Origin of the sequence: Thalassobaculum sp. (genome assembly GCF_040219215.1) — a bacterium.
GTDB lineage: Bacteria > Pseudomonadota > Alphaproteobacteria > Thalassobaculales > Thalassobaculaceae > Thalassobaculum_A.
The window spans coordinates 57,927-74,664 of record NZ_JAVJSX010000005.1 but is presented as its reverse complement, the minus strand read 5'-3'; the positions used below and the strand labels follow the sequence as shown (position 1 = coordinate 74,664).

The following is a 16,738-nucleotide window of genomic DNA, read 5'->3' as shown; positions in this document are numbered from 1 at the left end:
TCAGGCGACGATTTCGGCGGTTTCGACCACGGCCTGGAACAGCACGTCGGCGCCGGCCTTGGCCCAATGCGGGTGAATTTCCTCGGCCTCGTTGTGCGACAGGCCGCCAACGCAGGGACACATGATCATGGCGGTCGGCGCCACCCGGTTGATCCAGCACGCGTCGTGCCCGGCCCCGGAGACGATGTTCCGGTGGGAATAGCCGAGCCGCTCGGCCGCGTTGCGGATGGTGGTCACGCAACCCTCGTCGAAGGTTACCGGGTCGAAATGCCCGACCTGCTCGATCTCGATGCCAAGGCCGATGTCCTCGGCGATCTTCTTCGCACCCTCGCGCAGCCGCGCGTCCATGTCGTCCAGCACCGCCTTGTCGGGTGAGCGGAAGTCGACGGTGAACACCGTGCGGCCCGGGATGATGTTGCGGGAGTTGGGATAGACCTCGACATGGCCGATGGCGCCGACGGCTTTCGGCGCGTGGCTCCAGGCGATCTCGTCGACCAGTTGGGTTATCCGCGCCATGCCGAGGCCGGCGTTGATCCGCATCGGCATCGGCGTCGAGCCAGTGTGGCTCTCCCGGCCGGTCAGGGTGATCTGGATCCACTTCAGGCCCTGGCCGTGATCGACCACGCCTATATCGATCCCCTCGGCCTCCAGGATCGGGCCCTGCTCGATGTGCAGTTCGAAGAACGCGCGCATCTTGCGAGCGCCGACCTCCTCGTCGCCGACCCAGCCGATGCGCTCCAGCTCGCCGCCCATGGTCTTGCCGGCGGCGTCCTTCAGCCCGTAGGCCCAGTCGAGGGCATGGACCCCGGCAAACACCCCGGAGGCCACCATCGGCGGGGCGAAGCGGGTGCCCTCCTCGTTTGTCCAGTTGACCACCACGATCGGGTGTCTGGTCTTGATGCCGAGGTCGTTGAGGGTGCGGATGATTTCGAGCCCAGCCAGCACGCCCAGCACGCCGTCGTACTTGCCGCCGGTCGGCTGGGTGTCCAGGTGGCTGCCGACATAGACCGGCAGGGCATCCGGGTCGGTGCCTTCGCGGCGGAAGAACATGGTGCCCATCTTGTCGACGCCCATGGTCATGCCGGCCTCGGTGCACCAGCGCTGGAACAGCGCTCGGCCCTCGGCATCCTCGTCGGTCAGGGTCTGGCGGTTGTTGCCGCCGGCGATTCCGGGGCCGATCTTCGCCATCTCCATCAGCGAATCCCACAGGCGCTCGCCGTTGATCCGCATGTTCTCGGCGGGTGCTGCCATTCCCGTACTCCCTGCTTCGGCGGCGGACAGACGGGTCGTCCCGCTACCCGCGCGCCGCATGATATCCCCGCGCCCGGCTTGTGCCGAGCCGCGACCGTTCGGGGCCGCGTTTTGCTTAACTTGACCAGTTGGACAACCTTATCGCGGCACCCCGGACGGTCAAGACGAACCTTGGCCCCCCAACCCGGTCCGAAGCTGGCCCAGCAGGGTCCTCGCCCGCGCCGTCATCCGGGCGGCCCGATCGGGATCCGGCTCGCCGATCCGGAACACGATGGCGAACATCAGGGCGGCGTCCAGGTGATAGGCGGCAAGCGCCGCCGCCGGCACCCCCGCGGCCCAGTCGCGGTCGCCGTATCCGTCAAGCACCGCTTCCGTCAGCGTTCCGGCTTCGTGCATGCGCGCCAGCTCGAAGGCGGGATCGCCGATCGCCGCGTTCGACCAGTCCAGAACGGCCATGATGCGGCCGCCCCGGCAGCGCAAGTTGGCCGGCCGGAAATCCATGTGCAGCAGGGCGCGCGGTGTCTCCGGCAACGCGGCACGCAAGAGGTCGACGCCGAGCCAGGACCGATCCTCAAGCAGCGGTTCGCCCGACAGCGCTTCGACCCGGTCGATGCGCTCCAGGATCCGCACCGCGATCGCCGCGCGCAGATCGCCGGACGGGCCGTGGACCACCGGCGCGATGTCCGGCGGCGGTGCGGCGTGCAGCATGCGCAGCAGGGCGCCGAACCCGACCGGATCGGGCGGATCGTCGTCGCCGTCCACGTAAGCCGAGATCAGCAGGTCCTGGGCATCGCCCTCGTGCAGCGCGTGCGGCGTGGCGGCCGGCAGGCCGCGGTCGGCCGCCCATCCGGCAAGCGTCCGCTCCTGGCGCAGCAAGGCGCGGCAGTCGATGTCGGTGCCGTAGCTGCCGCCGGGAAACCGCCGCCACGGCGCCTTGATCGCGACCGAGCCGAAGGGCGGCACGTCAGCGCGAAACACCGCCGCCTCGAAACCCTGTCCGATCGCAGCGAGATCACCACTCCAACCGGGATAGGCCGCGGAAAGAACCGCCTTCACCCGATCGGCAAGCCGACCCAACGCCGCTCCATCGCGTTCCGCCGGACTCTCGATGTTGCCCTGTCCGTCACTCATCATCCGTCTCCAGATGCGCCCCTAACGGTCGCGCAGCGCCACCAGCCAGACCAGGGCCGCCACCGTCGCCGCAATGCCGGGCAGCACTGGAGCGGCCAGCCAACCATGGCCGATCACCCCTTCCTCGACCGCCACCAGGCTGGGGATGAGATATCCGTAGGCCATCACCTTTGCCGACGGCAGCCGCAACGTGGCATAGCGCAGCAGGAACAGGGTAACGGCCGAAGTGCCGATCGCCAGATACAGCAGGGCGGTCCAGACCACCGGCGGCAGGGTCGCCCAGTCGGTGGCGGCCAGCGCCGGTGCCGCGTACACGGAAGTCAGTACCGCCGCCGCACTCAGTGTCCAGAAGGTGAACCCGACGCCGCTCTCGCCGCGGGCGAACCGCCGCACCAGCGGGGTGTAGGCAGCGTGGCAGGCGCAACCGATCAGGAACAACGCCTCGCCGGGGCCGATGTCGAAGGCCAGCAGGCGGTCAAGGTCGGCCCGGAAGATCACCCAGAGCGCCCCGACCGCGGCCAGCAGCAGCGCCGCCAGCACCGGCATCGACACCCGCTGCCCGACGAACAGCCGTCCGAAGCCGGCAGCCATCAGCGGGGTCATGGTGAACACCGCCGCCATCGCCACCGGGTCGGTCAACCGCAGCCCTTCGAACATCAGCACGAAGTAGATCGCCAACAGCCCGCCGACCACCGGGTAGCGCCAGGGTGCCGCCAGGTCGGCGCGCCGCAGGGCGCCGGTCGCCACCGCCACGGCGCCGATCACCGCCGCCGCTAGCACGAACCGCACCGCGGTCAGCGCCCCCGGGTCGATCGACCGCGCGGCCATGCCGCCCAGGCTGAACGAGCCGCTGATCAGCACCGCGAACAGCAGCATCGCCGCGTGGCCGCGCAGGGCCTCGCGGCGGTCGGGCGGTGCGGATACCAAGTTACTCGGCCGCCACCCGTGCCGGGTTGTTCGGATGGGTCGTCCAGTTGGCGTAGTCGTCGGAGACCACCCGGCCGGTGCGCGGGTCGACCGCGCCGGCCGCCATCGGCACCATAGTGATGCAGTTCTCCACCGGGCAGACGTTGACGCAGAGGTTGCAGCCGACGCATTCCTCGTCGATCACCTGGAACCGGCGCTGGCCGTCGACCATGTTGGTGATCGCCTGGTGCGAGGTATCCTCGCAGGCGATGTGACAGCGGCCGCACTGGATGCAGGAATCCTGGTCGATGTGCGCCTTGGCGACGTAGTTGAGGTTCAGGTATTGCCAGTCGGTGACGTTCGGCACCGCGCGGCCGACGAAGGAATCAAGGTCGCGGTGCCCGGCCTCGTCCATCCAGTTCTTCAATCCCTCGATCATCTCCTGGACGATCTTGAAGCCGTAGGTCATGGCGGCGGTGCAGACCTGCACGTTACCCGCACCCAAAGCCATGAACTCGGCCGCGTCCCGCCAGGTGGTGATGCCGCCGATCCCGGAGATCGGCAGGCCGCGCGTCTCGGCGTCGCGGGCGATGTCGGCCACCATGTTCAGCGCGATCGGCTTGACCGCCGGGCCGCAGTAGCCGCCGTGGCTGCCCTTGCCGTCGATCGACGGCTCCGGCGAGAAGGTGTCGAGGTTCACCGACGTGATCGAGCTGACGGTGTTGATCAGCGACACCGCGTCGGCCCCGCCCTTGTGGGCGGCGCGCGCCGGGTAGCGGATGTCGGTGATGTTCGGGGTCAACTTGACGATGACCGGCATGCGGGTGCTGGCCTTCACCCAGCGCGTCACCATCTCGATGTACTCCGGAACCTGGCCGACCGCCGAGCCCATGCCGCGCTCCGACATGCCGTGCGGGCAGCCGAAGTTCAGCTCGACCCCGTCGGCGCCGGTGTCGTCGACCTGCTTCATGATGTCGGTCCAGCAGGCCTCCTCGCACGGCACCATCAGCGAGACCACGACCGCCCGATCCGGCCAATCGCGCTTGACCCGCTTGATCTCGTCTAGATTCACCTGCAGCGGCCGGTCGGTGATCAGCTCGATGTTGTTCAGGCCGAGCAGCCGCCGGTCCGCACCCCAGACCGCGCCGTAGCGCGGCCCGTTGACGTTGACGATGTGCGGGTCGAGCCCGAGGGTCTTCCAGACCACCCCGCCCCATCCGGCCTTGAAGGCGCGGACGACGTTGTACTCCTTGTCCGTCGGCGGCGCCGAGGCCAACCAGAACGGGTTCGGCGACTTGATCCCGATGAAACTGCTGCGAATGTCGGCCATGACCGTCTCCCTTCGCGTGCTCAGGCGCCGGAACGCGTGTTGAACGATTTGTGAATGCTCTCGGCGGCATCGCGGCCCATCGCCACCGCCGAGACGGTGAGGTCGTCGCCGCCAGCCACGCAGTCGCCACCGGCCCACACCTTGTCAACCGAGGTGCGCCCTTCCGCGTCGACCTTGATGCGCCCGCCCTCCAGGGCGACCGACGGGCCATCGTCAAACGGCCGCGCCACGAAGCTCTGGCCGATCGCCCGGAACACCTGATCCGCAGCCAGCGTCAGCGACTCGCCGGTGCCGGTCAGGCGTCCGTCGGACACCGTGGTGTATTCAAGCTGGATGCCCGTGACCTTGCCGCTCTGGGCCAGGATCCGCTTCGGCTGCAGCCAGTGCCGAATCGCCACGCCCTTGGAGGTCGCCAGATCCTGCTCGTACTCGGACGCGTTCATGCTCTCCTTGCCGCGGCGGTAGCAGATCGTCACCTCCTCGGCCCCCAGCAGCTTGGCCTGGACCGCCGCGTCGATCGCGGTCATTCCACCGCCCAGCACGACGACCCGCCGGCCGACCGGCAAGGTCGCGAGGTCCGCCGCCTGGCGCAGCGACGCGATGTATTCCACGGCGTCGATCACGCCCTCGCTGTCGTCCCCATCGATGCCCAGGGCGTTCACCCCGGCGAGCCCCATGCCGAGGAACACCGCGTCATAGCTGGTACAGAGCCCGGCCAGCGACAGATCGCGGCCGAGCGCCTTGCCGGGCTCGATGGCGATGCCGCCGATCGCCGTCACGTAGTCCACCTCAGCCTGGGCGTAGCCGTCGACGGTCTTGTAGGCGGCGATCCCGTATTCGTTCAGGCCACCGGCCTTTGGACGGGCATCGAACACGGTGACGTCGTGGCCGTGCATGGCCAGCCGGTGCGCACAGGCGAGACCGGCCGGCCCGGCGCCGACCACCGCCACCAGCTTGCCGCTCGGCGCGGCACGCTCATAGAACTGCTTGCCGGCGGCCATCGCCGCGTCGGTGGCGAACCGCTGCAGACGGCCGATCTCCACCGGTTTGCCTTCGGCCTTCTCGCGCACGCAGGCCTGTTCGCACAGGGTCTCGGTCGGACAGACGCGCGCGCACATGCCACCGAGAATGTTCTGGTCGAAGATCGTCTTGGCCGAACCGGTGGTGTTGCCGGTGGCGATCTGCCTGATGAACAGCGGGATGTCGATCCCGGTCGGACAGGCGGTCACGCACGGCGCATCGTAGCAGAAATAGCAGCGGTCGGCGGCGACCACAGCCTCGTGCCGGTCCAGGAGCGGATGCAGGTCGGCGAAGTTCTCCGCGTAGTCCTCCGCCGACAATCGGCCGGCCGCCACTCCGGTATCGAGACGTCCGTCGGTCATGGCACCCTCCTGCCGTTGGCCCTGGCTGTACTATTTCAGCATCGAATCTGATCATTTGGTCAAATTTATTATGCGCAGGGTTACCGGATCCCGTCGACGCCGGGTCCTCGGTACTTGCGAAGTGTCGTTTCAACGTGCGAGATCGCTTGCCCGGGCCGTTTCCAGCGCACAGGAGAGCCGCGTGCCGATCGACTACGACAAGCTGATGAACTGGCCGTTTCCGGACCTCGAGCACCGCTATTCCGAGCGTGACACCATGCTGTATGCGCTCGGCGTCGGCTGCGGCCACGACCCTATGGACCGGGCCGATCTGCGCTTCGTCTACGAGGAGAGCCTGCTGGCGCTGCCCACCATGGCGGTCGTGCTCGGCTACCCCGGTTTCTGGCTGAAGGATCCCGCGACCGGCGTCGACTGGCGCAAGGTGCTGCACGGCGAGCAGGGACTGGTCCTGCACCACCCGCTGCCGGCGGCGGCGACGGTTGTCGGCAGATCGCGGGTCACCGGGATCGTCGACAAGGGCGAGGGCAAGGGCGCGCTGATGTACTCGGAGCGCGACGTGGTCGACCACGCGACCGGCGAGTTGCTTTGCACCGTGACCTCCACCACGTTCCTGCGTGGCGAAGGCGGGTTCGGCGGGCCGAGCGGCCCCTCGCCCGCCCCGCACCCGGTTCCCGAGCGTGCCCCCGATCAAGCCGTCGACCTGCCGACCCTGCCGCAGGCGGCCTTGATCTACCGGCTGTCCGGCGACACCAACCCGCTGCACGCCGACCCCGAGATCGCCACCCAGGCCGGATTCCCCCGGCCGATCCTGCACGGGCTCGGCACCTACGGGGTCGCCGGTCGGGCCATCCTGCGGGCCTGCTGCAACAACGACCCGGCGCGCCTGAAAACCCTCAACGTGCGGTTCTCGGCGCCGGTGTTTCCCGGCGAGACCATCCGCACCGAAATCTGGCAGGACGGCACCACGGTCTCGTTCCGCTGCCGGGTCGTGGAGCGCGACACCGTGGTGCTGAACAACGGGCTGGCGATGCTGGCGGGGTGACGCGGACCGACTCCAGCCCTTGCGAGTCGGGGCCGCCTGAGTTATATCCCGGTCTCCTTAATCTGAGTTGTGATCGGGGGTGGGCCAGCGGCCCACTTTTTTGTTGGCGGTAACCGCCCCCGAAGGGGAGCAGAGGGCGGCGTGACAGACGCGCAGACCGATGGTGTACCGGCCCGGCGGATCGAGTCGATCATAGGCCCGTCCATTGAGGCGATGGGCTATGCGCTGGTGCGTGTTATGATCACCGGCGGTCGCCGACCGACACTCCAGATCATGGCCGAACGGGCCGATGGCTCGGGAATGAACGTCGATGACTGCGCCGAGATCAGCCGATCGATCTCCGCCATACTCGACGTCGAAGACCCGATCACCGGTGAATACACGCTTGAGGTCAGTTCGCCGGGCATCGACCGGCCGCTGACCCGACTGGACGACTTCCGGCGGTTCGCCGGGTTCGAGGCCCGCATCGACATGGCGGAGCTGATCGAAGGCCGCAAGCGGTTCGGCGGCCGGCTGATCGGCGTCGACGAGGCGGACCGGGTTTTGTTGGAGACCGCGCCGGGAGTGCGCGAGGCCCTGCCTTTCGAGGGCATCGCGCGTGCCAAACTGGTCCTGACCGACGAACTGGTCGCGGCCAGCGCCCCGGCTGGACGAGAAGGCGCTTAAAAAGCGGCTCCTTAGGAGGACGACGAAGACGATGGATATCGCGACGCAACCGAAGCTGGAGCTGATCCAGGTCGCCGACGTGGTCGCCCGCGACAAGGGCATCGACCGCGAGGAAGTCCTGATCGCCATGGAGCAGGCGATCCAGAAGGCCGGCCGCTCGAAATACGGGCCCGACCACGACATCCGCGCGACCATCGACCGGCGCACCGGCGAAATCTCCCTGAAGCGCTGCACGACCGTCGTCGAGGAGATCGAGGACGAGATCTCGCAGATCACCCTGGCGCAGGCGCACAAGATCGATCCGGCCCTGGAGATCGGCAGCGTCATCTCCGAGCCGTTGCCGCCAATCGATTTCGGCCGCATCGCCGCGCAGACCGCCAAGCAGGTCATCGTCCAGAAGGTCCGCGAGTTCGAGCGGCAGCGCCAGTACGAAGAGTACAAGGACCGCTCGGGCGAGATCATCAACGGCTCGGTCAAGCGCGTCGAGTACGGCAACGTGACCGTCGAGATCCAGCGCGCCGAGGCGATCCTGCGCCGCGACCGGCTGCTGCCGCGCGAGACGTTCCGCCAGGGCGACCGCATCCGCGCCTACATCGAGGACGTGCGCTCCGAGCCGCGTGGCCCGCAGATCTTCCTGTCGCGCACCCATCCGGAGTTCATGCGCCAGCTGTTCCGCCAGGAGGTGCCGGAGGTCTATGACGGCATCATCGACATCAAGGCGGTGGCCCGCGACCCGGGCTCGCGAGCCAAGATCGCGGTGATCTCCTACGACAGCTCGATCGACCCGGTCGGCGCCTGCGTCGGCATGCGCGGCTCCCGCGTCCAGGCGGTGGTCGGCGAGCTGCAGGGCGAGAAGATCGACATCATTCCGTGGTCCGAGGACCCGGCGACCTTCGTGGTCAACGCGCTGGCCCCGGCCGAGGTCTCCAAGGTGGTGCTCGACGAGGACGCCGGACGCATCGAGGTCGTCGTCCCGGACGAACAGCTGTCGCTGGCGATCGGCCGGCGCGGCCAGAACGTGCGTCTTGCATCGATGCTGACCGGCTGGGACATCGATATCCTGACCGAGCAGGAAGAATCGGATCGCCGCAAGGAAGAGTTCCGGGTCCGCTCGGACACCTTCATCAACGCGCTCGACATCGATGACGTGATCGCCGGTCTGCTGGTCGCCGAAGGCTTCACCTCGGTAGAGGAGATCGCCGACGTCGATCTGGAGGACCTGGCCGAGATCGAGGGCTTCGACGTCGACATCGCCGGCGAGTTGCAGATGCGTGCGCTGAACCATGTCGAAGCCGAGCGTGTCCGCCTCGAGGCCCTGCGCACCGAGCTTGGCGTCACCGACGAGGTGGCGGCACTCGAGGCGCTGAGCCCGGCAATGCTGGTGGCGCTCGGCGAGAAGGGCGTGAAGACGCTCGACGATTTTGCGGATCTGGCCAGCGACGAGCTGTTGGAGATCCTGCCGGCCGATTCCATGGACGAGGATACCGCCAACGACCTGATCATGGCGGCCCGCGCCCACTGGTTCGACGACGAGGACGCGCCGGCGACGACCGGCGAGGAGGAAGAGACTGAGCCGACGGCGTGACCCGGGCGGGGAACAGGCAGAGTCCGAGCGGCGCTGTCTCGTCACGCGCGAAAGCGGTCCGCGCGGCGGTTTGGTGCGGTTTGTTGTCGCCCCCGACGACACGATCGTGCCGGACGTCGACGAGAAGCTGCCGGGCCGCGGCCTCTGGGTGACGGCGGATCGCGCGGTTCTGGGCCGCGCGGTCGACAAGAAGTTGTTCGGCCGGTCCGCAAAGCGGGCGGTTCGCGCCGACCCGGGCCTCGTCGATCGCGTCGAGGATCTCTTGGTTCGGCGTTGCCTCGATCTTCTGGCCATGGCGCGCCGGGCCGGTACCGCGGTAGCGGGCCAGGTCAAGGTTCGCCAGGCACTGCAGTCAGGCCGTCCGGGCCTGCTGCTTGAGGCGTCGGATGGCGCCGAGGACGGCCGCCGCCGTCTGCGGGCATTGGCCGGGGAGCGGCCGGTGGTCGCACTATTGTCTGCGGCGGAGCTTGCAGGCGCCTTCGGGCGCGAACATACGGTCCACGCCTTTGTGGACAGCGGCGGCCCGGGGGGCGGTCTGGTAGACCGCCTGCATCGGAATGCCGACCGACTCGCCGGTTTTCGGGGTTCGACCTCGGTGCCGCGCTTGGAAAACCCGGCCGGTACGTGTATTCAGGGCGCCGGCCCGTTGATGGATGGATGATTTGGGCGAAGACCAGATGTCGAGCACCAGTGACCAGGACCGCAAGAAGCTGAGCCTCACCGGAGGTCGCAGCAAGCTGTCCCTCGGCAAGTCGTCCGAGACGGCGCAGGTCAAGCAGAGCTTCTCACACGGTCGTTCAAAGACCGTGCAGGTCGAGGTGCGCCGACGCCGTACCCCGCCACCGGGCGGACCTGCGGGCTCGGGCAAGGGCGGTTCCGGCGCTGGTCGTGAGTTGACTGTAGAGGAGCGCGCGGCCCGTACGCGTGCCCTGCAGGAAGGCCTGAAGCAGAGCGAAGTCGCCAGCGCCGCTGCCGCCGAGATCGCTGCCGCCGAAGCAGCGGCCGCACCGGCAGCCGAGCCTGTCGTCGAAGCAGCCGAGCCCGTCGTCGAGAAGGATCGCCGTCAGGCCGAATTCGACGAGATGCGCAAGATCGCCGACGACGAGGAATCCCGTCGGGCCGCCGAGGCGGCGCGTCTGGCTGAGGAAGAAGCCGGGCGTCAGGCGAAGGCCGCCGCCGAGCGCGCACAGGCGCGCCTGGAGCGCCAGCCGGCCGGGACGACCCCGGCCGCTACCACCACGGCCGCACCGGCCGGTCGCGCCGTGCCGGCAAACGAGGCCGAAGACGACAACGACCGCCGCCGCCGTGGCCGCACCGATGCCGTCAAGCGTCCGGCCCGCACCCGCGGCGCGGCAGCCGCCGAGCCACGGCGTCGCGGTGGCAAGCTGACCATCTCCGCCGCCCTCGACGATCGCGAGCGGACCCGGTCGCTGGCATCCGTCCGGCGAGCCCGCGAGCGGGAGCGCCAGCGCCAGAACGAAGACGAAGAGCAGGTCAAATTCTCTCGTGACGTGGTGGTGCCCGAATCGATCACGGTTCAGGAACTGGCCAATCGCATGGCCGAGAAGGCCGGCGATGTCGTCAAGGCGCTGATGAAGATGGGCGTGATGGCGACCATCAACCAGACGATCGACGCCGACACGGCGGAACTGATCGTCCAGGAGTTCGGCCATCGGGTTCGGCGTGTAGCGGAGTCCGATGTGGAACTCGGCATGCGCGGCATTGAGGACGATCCCGCCAGCATGCTGCCGCGTTCGCCGGTCGTCACCGTCATGGGTCACGTCGACCACGGCAAGACCTCGCTGCTCGACGCGATCCGCAACGCCGACGTGGTGAGCGGCGAGGCCGGCGGCATCACGCAGCACATCGGCGCCTATCAGATCAAGATCCCGTCGGGCGACAAGATCACCTTCATCGACACCCCGGGTCACGAGGCGTTCACCGAGATGCGGGCGCGCGGCGCCAACGTCACGGACATCGTGATCCTGGTGGTTGCGGCCGACGACGGCATCATGGCGCAGACGATCGAAGCGATCCGTCACGCCAAGGCCGCGAAGGTCCCGATCATCGTGGCCTGCAACAAGATCGACAAGCCGGACTCCGATCCGGCGCGGGTTCGCCAGGAACTGCTGCAGCACGATCTCGTGGTCGAGGAAATGGGCGGCGACATCCAGATCGTCGACGTATCGGCCAAGACCAAGCAGGGTCTCGACACCCTGCTCGAAGCGGTCATGCTTCAGGCCGAGGTCCTGGAACTCAAGGCCAACCCGACCCGTCCCGCCGAAGGCGTGGTGGTTGAGGCCAAGGTCGAGCGCGGCCGCGGCAGCGTTGCCACCGTGCTGGTCCAGCGCGGCACCGTGAAGCTGGGCGACGTGTTCGTCGCCGGCGCCGAATGGGGCCGGGTGCGCGCCCTGGTCGATGATCGCGGCCAGCAGACCGACAGCGCCGGGCCGACGGTTCCGGTCGAGGTTCTGGGCCTGCAGGGTACCCCCACCGCCGGCGATGAGTTCGTGGTGGTCGAGAACGAGAGCCGGGCCCGAGAGATCGCCGACTATCGCCAGCGCGTGATCCGCGAGAAGCAGGCGACCGCCGGCGCCCGCGGTACGGTCGAGCAGATGCTGTCGGCGATCCAGGCCGGGCAGGCGCAGGAATTGTCGCTGGTCATCAAGACCGACGTGCACGGTTCCTACGAAGCCATCAAGGCAACCATGGAGAAGCTGGAGACCTCGGTCGTCAAGCCGCGGATCCTTCACGGCGCGGTCGGCCCGATCAACGAATCCGACATCAGCCTCGCCAAGGCGTCGAACGGCCTGATCGTCGGCTTCAACGTCCGCGCCAACCCGCAGGCTCGCGAGATGGCACGGCGCGAGTCGCTGGAGATCCGCTACTACTCGATCATCTACGACCTGATCGATGACATCAAAGCCCTGCTCACCGGCATGCTGGCCCCTGAGATCCGGGAAGAGTTCATCGGCTACGCGTCGATCCGCGAGGTGTTCAACATCACCAAGGTCGGCAAGGTCGCCGGCTGCATGGTCACCGACGGCATCATCAAGCGCGGCTGCAAGGTCCGCCTGCTGCGCGACGACGTGGTGGTGCACGAAGGTTCGCTGAAGACCCTCAAGCGCTTCAAGGACGAGGTCCGCGAGGTCCGCGAGGGTTACGAGTGCGGCATGGCGTTCGAGAACTACGACGACATCCGCCAGGGCGATCGTATCGAGTGTTTCGAGCTGAAGGAAATCGCCCGGACCCTCGACTCGGTGCGGCAGGAAACGACGGCCGAGTAAGGCCGCCGCCTACCGCAAGGGAATTGGTGTCATGACGGGACGAGACGCGGCTCCGACGGAGCCCAGTCAGCGACGGCTGCGCGTCGGCGAAGAGATTCGCCGCACGCTGGCGCGGATACTGGAGCGGGGAACCCTGCACGATCCGGCGCTGTACGACGCGCCGGTCACCATCTCCGAGGTAACGGTCAGCCCGGACCTGCGCAACGCGACCGTGTGGATAACCCGCCTGGGCGGTGGTGACGCGACGGAACTGCTGGCCGCCCTCAAGCGCAACGCCGGCCGGCTGGGCGGGCTGCTGGCCCGCGACATCAAGCTGAAGTACGCCCCGCGCCTGCAGTTCGCCCGTGATTCCGCCTTCGACACGTCAAGTCGGATCGACGCCCTGTTGCGCAACCCCGTGGTGCGGCACGACATCGAAGCCGGCCCGACCGAGGATACCGACTCGGAGGAGCCGGATGGGCCGGCGTAAGCGCGGCCAGCCTGTCCACGGCTGGGTCATCGTCGACAAGCCGTCCGGTATCAGTTCGGCACAGGCGGTGGCGACCGTGCGGCGGGTGTTCGATGCCGCCAAGGCCGGCCATGCAGGCACCCTCGACCCCCTGGCGACCGGGATCCTGCCGGTGGCGCTCGGAGAGGCGACCAAGACGGTTCCCTACGTCATGGACGCCACCAAGGACTACGATTTCACGATCCAATGGGGCGAGGCCCGCTCGACCGACGATCGCGAAGGTGCCGTGACCGCAACGTCGGACGTGCGCCCGGACATTGACGCGATACGGTCCGCCACCCGGCAGTTCGTGGGCGAGATCGAGCAGGTCCCGCCGATCTATTCCGCCGTGAAGGTCGACGGCGAGCGGGCGTACGATCTGGCCCGTTCCGGCGAGGCGGTCGACCTCGACGCCCGTCGCATCACCATTCTGGGCTTCGACCTGGCCGAGGCGATCGACGCCGATCATGCCCGTTTCCGGGTGTCGTCCGGAAAGGGCGCGTACATGCGCGCGCTGGCCCGCGACCTCGCCATCAGTCTCGGCACGGTCGGGCATATCGTGGCGCTGCGGCGCCTGCGGGTCGGGCCCTTCCTGGAAAGCGCGGCGATTTCTCTGGATTCACTCGCCGAGCTGATGCATAACCCCGCGGCTTTAGAGCACCTTAGACCGGTCGAGACGGCGCTGGACGGCATCCCGGCGCTCGCCTTGAGCGGCCCTGAGGCGAATACGCTCCGCAACGGCCAAGGCATTCCCGTGTTCCGAGCGATGGACCGGGAACGGTTTGGCCACCTGCGCGACGGCGACACGGTCTACGCCCTGGAGGGCGAAACCCCGGTCGCAATCGCGCGGATCGACGGCGGCGCCATTCGTCCGGTGCGGGTGCTGAACCTCTGATCAAAGGAGAGGACGATGTCGATTACGAATGAGCGTAAGGCCGAGCTGGTCAAGGAATACAGCACCAAGGAAGGCGACACCGGATCGCCGGAAGTCCAGGTGGCGATCCTGTCAGAGCGGATTTCGAACCTGACCGAGCACATGAAGATCCACAAGCAGGACTTCCACTCGCGCCGCGGCCTGCTGATGATGGTCGGCCAGCGCCGCCGTCTGCTGGACTACGTGAAGCGCAAGAACGAAGAGCGCTACACCACCCTGATCGGTCGTCTCGGCATCCGCCGCTGATCCGCCCCCCCGCGACCATCGCGGATTACATCTTCGACAGTTCCCGGGCTGCCGCATCGCGGCGGCCCGGTTCTTATTGCGGCCACGGATACCTTCCGTGCCGTGCCTCGCGGCTGTAGCCATTGACCGGCCGGGTGTTCCGTGGCATGGAACCGCCGCGCAAGAGAGAGATGAACCGAGGGACTACCGCAACGACGCCGTGACGAAGCAGGGCGTCCATTCCCCGCCCATCGAGGAGACGCAGGACCGCCCGTCGGCATAGCGCTGTCGACGGGTCGACGTGCTTGTACCGCCGAATGAACTGTGCGGACCGATAGGACGGGGTTGCGTTTGGACCACGCGGTTCCAAGCGAAGGAACGATCGAATGTTCGATGTCTACCGTAAGGAAGTCCAGTGGGGGGGGCGCACGCTCACCCTTGAGACTGGCAAGATGGCGCGCCAGGCCGATGGCGCCGTAGTCGCCCGATATGGCGACACAGTCGTGCTGTGCACCGTCGTTGCAGCAAAGACCCCCCGGCAGGGAATCGATTTTTTCCCCCTGTCGGTTCACTACCAGGAAAAGACCTACTCCGCCGGCAAGATCCCCGGCGGCTTCTTCAAGCGTGAGGGTCGTCCGACCGAGAAGGAGGTTCTGACCTCGCGCCTGATCGACCGGCCGATCCGGCCGTTGTTCGTGAAGGGTTTCAAGAACGAGACCCAGGTGATCTGCACCGTCCTGGCCCATGACCTGGAGAACGATCCGGACGTGGTGGCGATGGTCGGCACTTCGGCCGCGCTGTGCATCTCCGGCGTGCCGTTCCTCGGTCCGATCGGTGGCTGCCGCGTCGGCTACAAGAACGGCGAGTACGTTCTGAACCCGTCCATGGAAGATGCCAAGTCGTCGGAACTGGACCTGATGGTCGCCGGCACCCAGGAAGGCGTGCTGATGGTCGAGTCGATGGCGTCGGAGCTGTCCGAGGAAGTCATGCTCGGCGCCGTGACCTTCGGCCACCAGTCGTTCCAGCCGGTGATCCAGGCGATCATCGAACTGGCCGAAGCCTGTGCCAAGGATCCGATGGATCTGCCGGCACCGGCGCTCGACACCGATGGGTTGCGCGGACGCGTCGAAGCCGCCTGCAAGGCCGACTTCGAAGCCGCCTATGACGAGCCGAACAAGACCGAGCGTCAGAACAAGCTGGCCGCCGCCAAGGAAAAGGCGATCGCCAGCCTGGAAGATCCGGCAGAAGCCGATGCCGCCAAGGGCCTGCTCAAGGGCATCGAGAGCGACATCGTGCGTGGTCGCATCCTGAAGACCGGCCAGCGCATCGACGGCCGCGACACCAAGACCGTCCGTCCGATCGTGGCCGAAGTCGGCATCCTGCCGCGCACCCACGGCTCGGCCCTGTTCACCCGTGGCGAAACCCAGGCGCTGGTGGTCACCACGCTCGGCACCGGCCAGGACGAGCAGATCGTGGATGCGCTCGATGGTGAATACCGCGAGAACTTCATGCTGCACTACAACTTCCCGCCCTACTCGGTCGGTGAAGCGGGCCGCATGGGTTCCCCGGGCCGCCGCGAGATCGGCCACGGCAAGCTGGCATGGCGTGCCACCCGGCCGCTGCTGCCGTCGAAGGACGCGTTCCCGTACACGGTTCGCGTGGTCTCCGAGGTCACCGAGTCCAACGGCTCGTCGTCGATGGCGACGGTCTGCGGCACGTCCCTGGCTATGATGGACGCCGGCGTTCCGCTGGCCCGGCCGATCGCCGGCATCGCCATGGGCCTGATCAAGGAAGGCGAGCAGTTCGCCGTGCTCTCGGACATCCTTGGCGACGAGGATCACCTCGGCGACATGGACTTCAAGGTGGCCGGCACCGACAAGGGCATCACCGCCCTGCAGATGGACATCAAGATCACCTCGATCACGAAGGAGATCATGGACGTGGCCCTCGGCCAGGCCCGCGATGGCCGGCTGCACATCCTGGGCGAGATGTCCAAGGCGCTGACCAACGCCCGCGAGGGTGTGTCGGCGACCGCGCCGAAGATGACCATGATGAAGATCCCGGTCGACAAGATCCGTGAAGTCATCGGGTCGGGCGGCAAGGTCATCCGCGAGATCTGCGAGACCACCGGCGCCAAGATCGACATCGAGGACGATGGTTCGGTCAAGATCGCGGCGGTCGAGCAGAACACGCTCGACGCGGCCTACAACTGGGTCAAGTCGATCGTGGCGGAGCCCGAGATCGGCGAGATCTACACCGGCAAGGTCGTGAAGGTCCTGGAGTTCGGCTGTTTCGTGAACTTCCTCGGCCCGAAGGACGGTCTGGTGCACATCAGCCAGTTGGTCGCCGATCGCCGGCCGGAAAAGGTCGACGAGGTGGTCAAGGAAGGCGACAGCGTCAAGGTCAAGGTCATCGGCTTCGACGACCGCGGCAAGGTGAAGCTGTCCATGAAGGTCGTCGACCAGAAGACCGGCGAAGACCTGGATCCGAAGAAGGCCGCCGAGTAACGGCA

At 67.5% G+C, this 16,738-nt stretch carries 14 protein-coding genes; 9 read left to right on the top strand and 5 right to left on the bottom strand.

The annotated features are described in order from the left end of the window. The 5 genes from RIC54_RS02870 to RIC54_RS02850 form a co-directional block, all read right to left on the bottom strand. Positions 1–1,251: a Zn-dependent hydrolase gene (locus RIC54_RS02870; RefSeq protein WP_350098117.1), complete on the bottom strand. Its 1,251-nt coding sequence runs from the start codon at positions 1,249–1,251 to the stop codon at positions 1–3. Positions 1,252–1,410: 159 nt separating this feature from the next. Then, the gene (locus RIC54_RS02865; RefSeq protein WP_350098118.1) at positions 1,411–2,382 is read right to left on the bottom strand and encodes a phosphotransferase family protein; all 972 of its coding nucleotides are present in this window, start codon (positions 2,380–2,382) and stop codon (positions 1,411–1,413) included. Between the two features lie 21 nt (positions 2,383–2,403). After that, complete coding sequence (locus RIC54_RS02860; protein ID WP_350098119.1) at positions 2,404–3,309, bottom strand: DMT family transporter; 906 nt, start codon at positions 3,307–3,309, stop codon at positions 2,404–2,406. Position 3,310: 1 nt separating this feature from the next. Further along, a complete protein-coding gene (gene preA / locus RIC54_RS02855) occupies positions 3,311–4,618 on the bottom strand; it encodes an NAD-dependent dihydropyrimidine dehydrogenase subunit PreA (protein WP_350098120.1) in 1,308 nt (435 codons plus the stop codon). Positions 4,619–4,638: 20 nt separating this feature from the next. Continuing rightward, the gene (locus tag RIC54_RS02850) at positions 4,639–6,000 is read right to left on the bottom strand and encodes an NAD(P)-dependent oxidoreductase (protein ID WP_350098121.1); all 1,362 of its coding nucleotides are present in this window, start codon (positions 5,998–6,000) and stop codon (positions 4,639–4,641) included. A 181-nt stretch (positions 6,001–6,181) separates the two neighbouring features. On the opposite strand from RIC54_RS02850, the gene RIC54_RS02845 reads away from it, so the two are divergent. The 9 genes from RIC54_RS02845 (at position 6,182) to pnp (ending at position 16,733) form a co-directional block, all read left to right on the top strand. Continuing rightward, positions 6,182–7,042 carry a MaoC/PaaZ C-terminal domain-containing protein gene (locus RIC54_RS02845; RefSeq protein ID WP_350098122.1) on the top strand — a complete coding sequence of 287 codons (861 nt, stop codon included), beginning with the start codon at positions 6,182–6,184 and terminating at the stop codon, positions 7,040–7,042. A 141-nt stretch (positions 7,043–7,183) separates the two neighbouring features. Continuing rightward, entirely contained in the window at positions 7,184–7,708 is a 525-nt protein-coding gene (gene rimP / locus RIC54_RS02840; protein ID WP_350098123.1) for a ribosome maturation factor RimP, read from the top strand. A gap of 31 nt (positions 7,709–7,739) precedes the next feature. After that, complete coding sequence (gene nusA / locus RIC54_RS02835) at positions 7,740–9,293, top strand: transcription termination factor NusA (RefSeq protein WP_350150526.1); 1,554 nt, start codon at positions 7,740–7,742, stop codon at positions 9,291–9,293. After that, the gene (locus tag RIC54_RS02830) at positions 9,277–9,954 is read left to right on the top strand and encodes an RNA-binding protein (protein ID WP_350098404.1); all 678 of its coding nucleotides are present in this window, start codon (positions 9,277–9,279) and stop codon (positions 9,952–9,954) included. Before nusA ends, RIC54_RS02830 begins: the two co-directional genes overlap by 17 nt. 16 nt (positions 9,955–9,970) lie before the next feature. Next, entirely contained in the window at positions 9,971–12,580 is a 2,610-nt protein-coding gene (gene infB, locus RIC54_RS02825; RefSeq protein WP_350098125.1) for a translation initiation factor IF-2, read from the top strand. Positions 12,581–12,611: 31 nt separating this feature from the next. Further along, complete coding sequence (gene rbfA, locus RIC54_RS02820; protein ID WP_350098126.1) at positions 12,612–13,049, top strand: 30S ribosome-binding factor RbfA; 438 nt, start codon at positions 12,612–12,614, stop codon at positions 13,047–13,049. Continuing rightward, positions 13,036–13,962 carry a tRNA pseudouridine(55) synthase TruB gene (gene truB, locus RIC54_RS02815; protein WP_350098127.1) on the top strand — a complete coding sequence of 309 codons (927 nt, stop codon included), beginning with the start codon at positions 13,036–13,038 and terminating at the stop codon, positions 13,960–13,962. The genes rbfA and truB overlap by 14 nt, the downstream gene beginning before the upstream one ends. 15 nt (positions 13,963–13,977) lie before the next feature. Next, positions 13,978–14,247 carry a 30S ribosomal protein S15 gene (rpsO, locus tag RIC54_RS02810; RefSeq protein WP_350098128.1) on the top strand — a complete coding sequence of 90 codons (270 nt, stop codon included), beginning with the start codon at positions 13,978–13,980 and terminating at the stop codon, positions 14,245–14,247. A gap of 365 nt (positions 14,248–14,612) precedes the next feature. Then, positions 14,613–16,733 carry a polyribonucleotide nucleotidyltransferase gene (gene pnp, locus RIC54_RS02805; protein ID WP_350150523.1) on the top strand — a complete coding sequence of 707 codons (2,121 nt, stop codon included), beginning with the start codon at positions 14,613–14,615 and terminating at the stop codon, positions 16,731–16,733. The last annotated feature ends 5 nt before the right edge of the window (positions 16,734–16,738 follow it).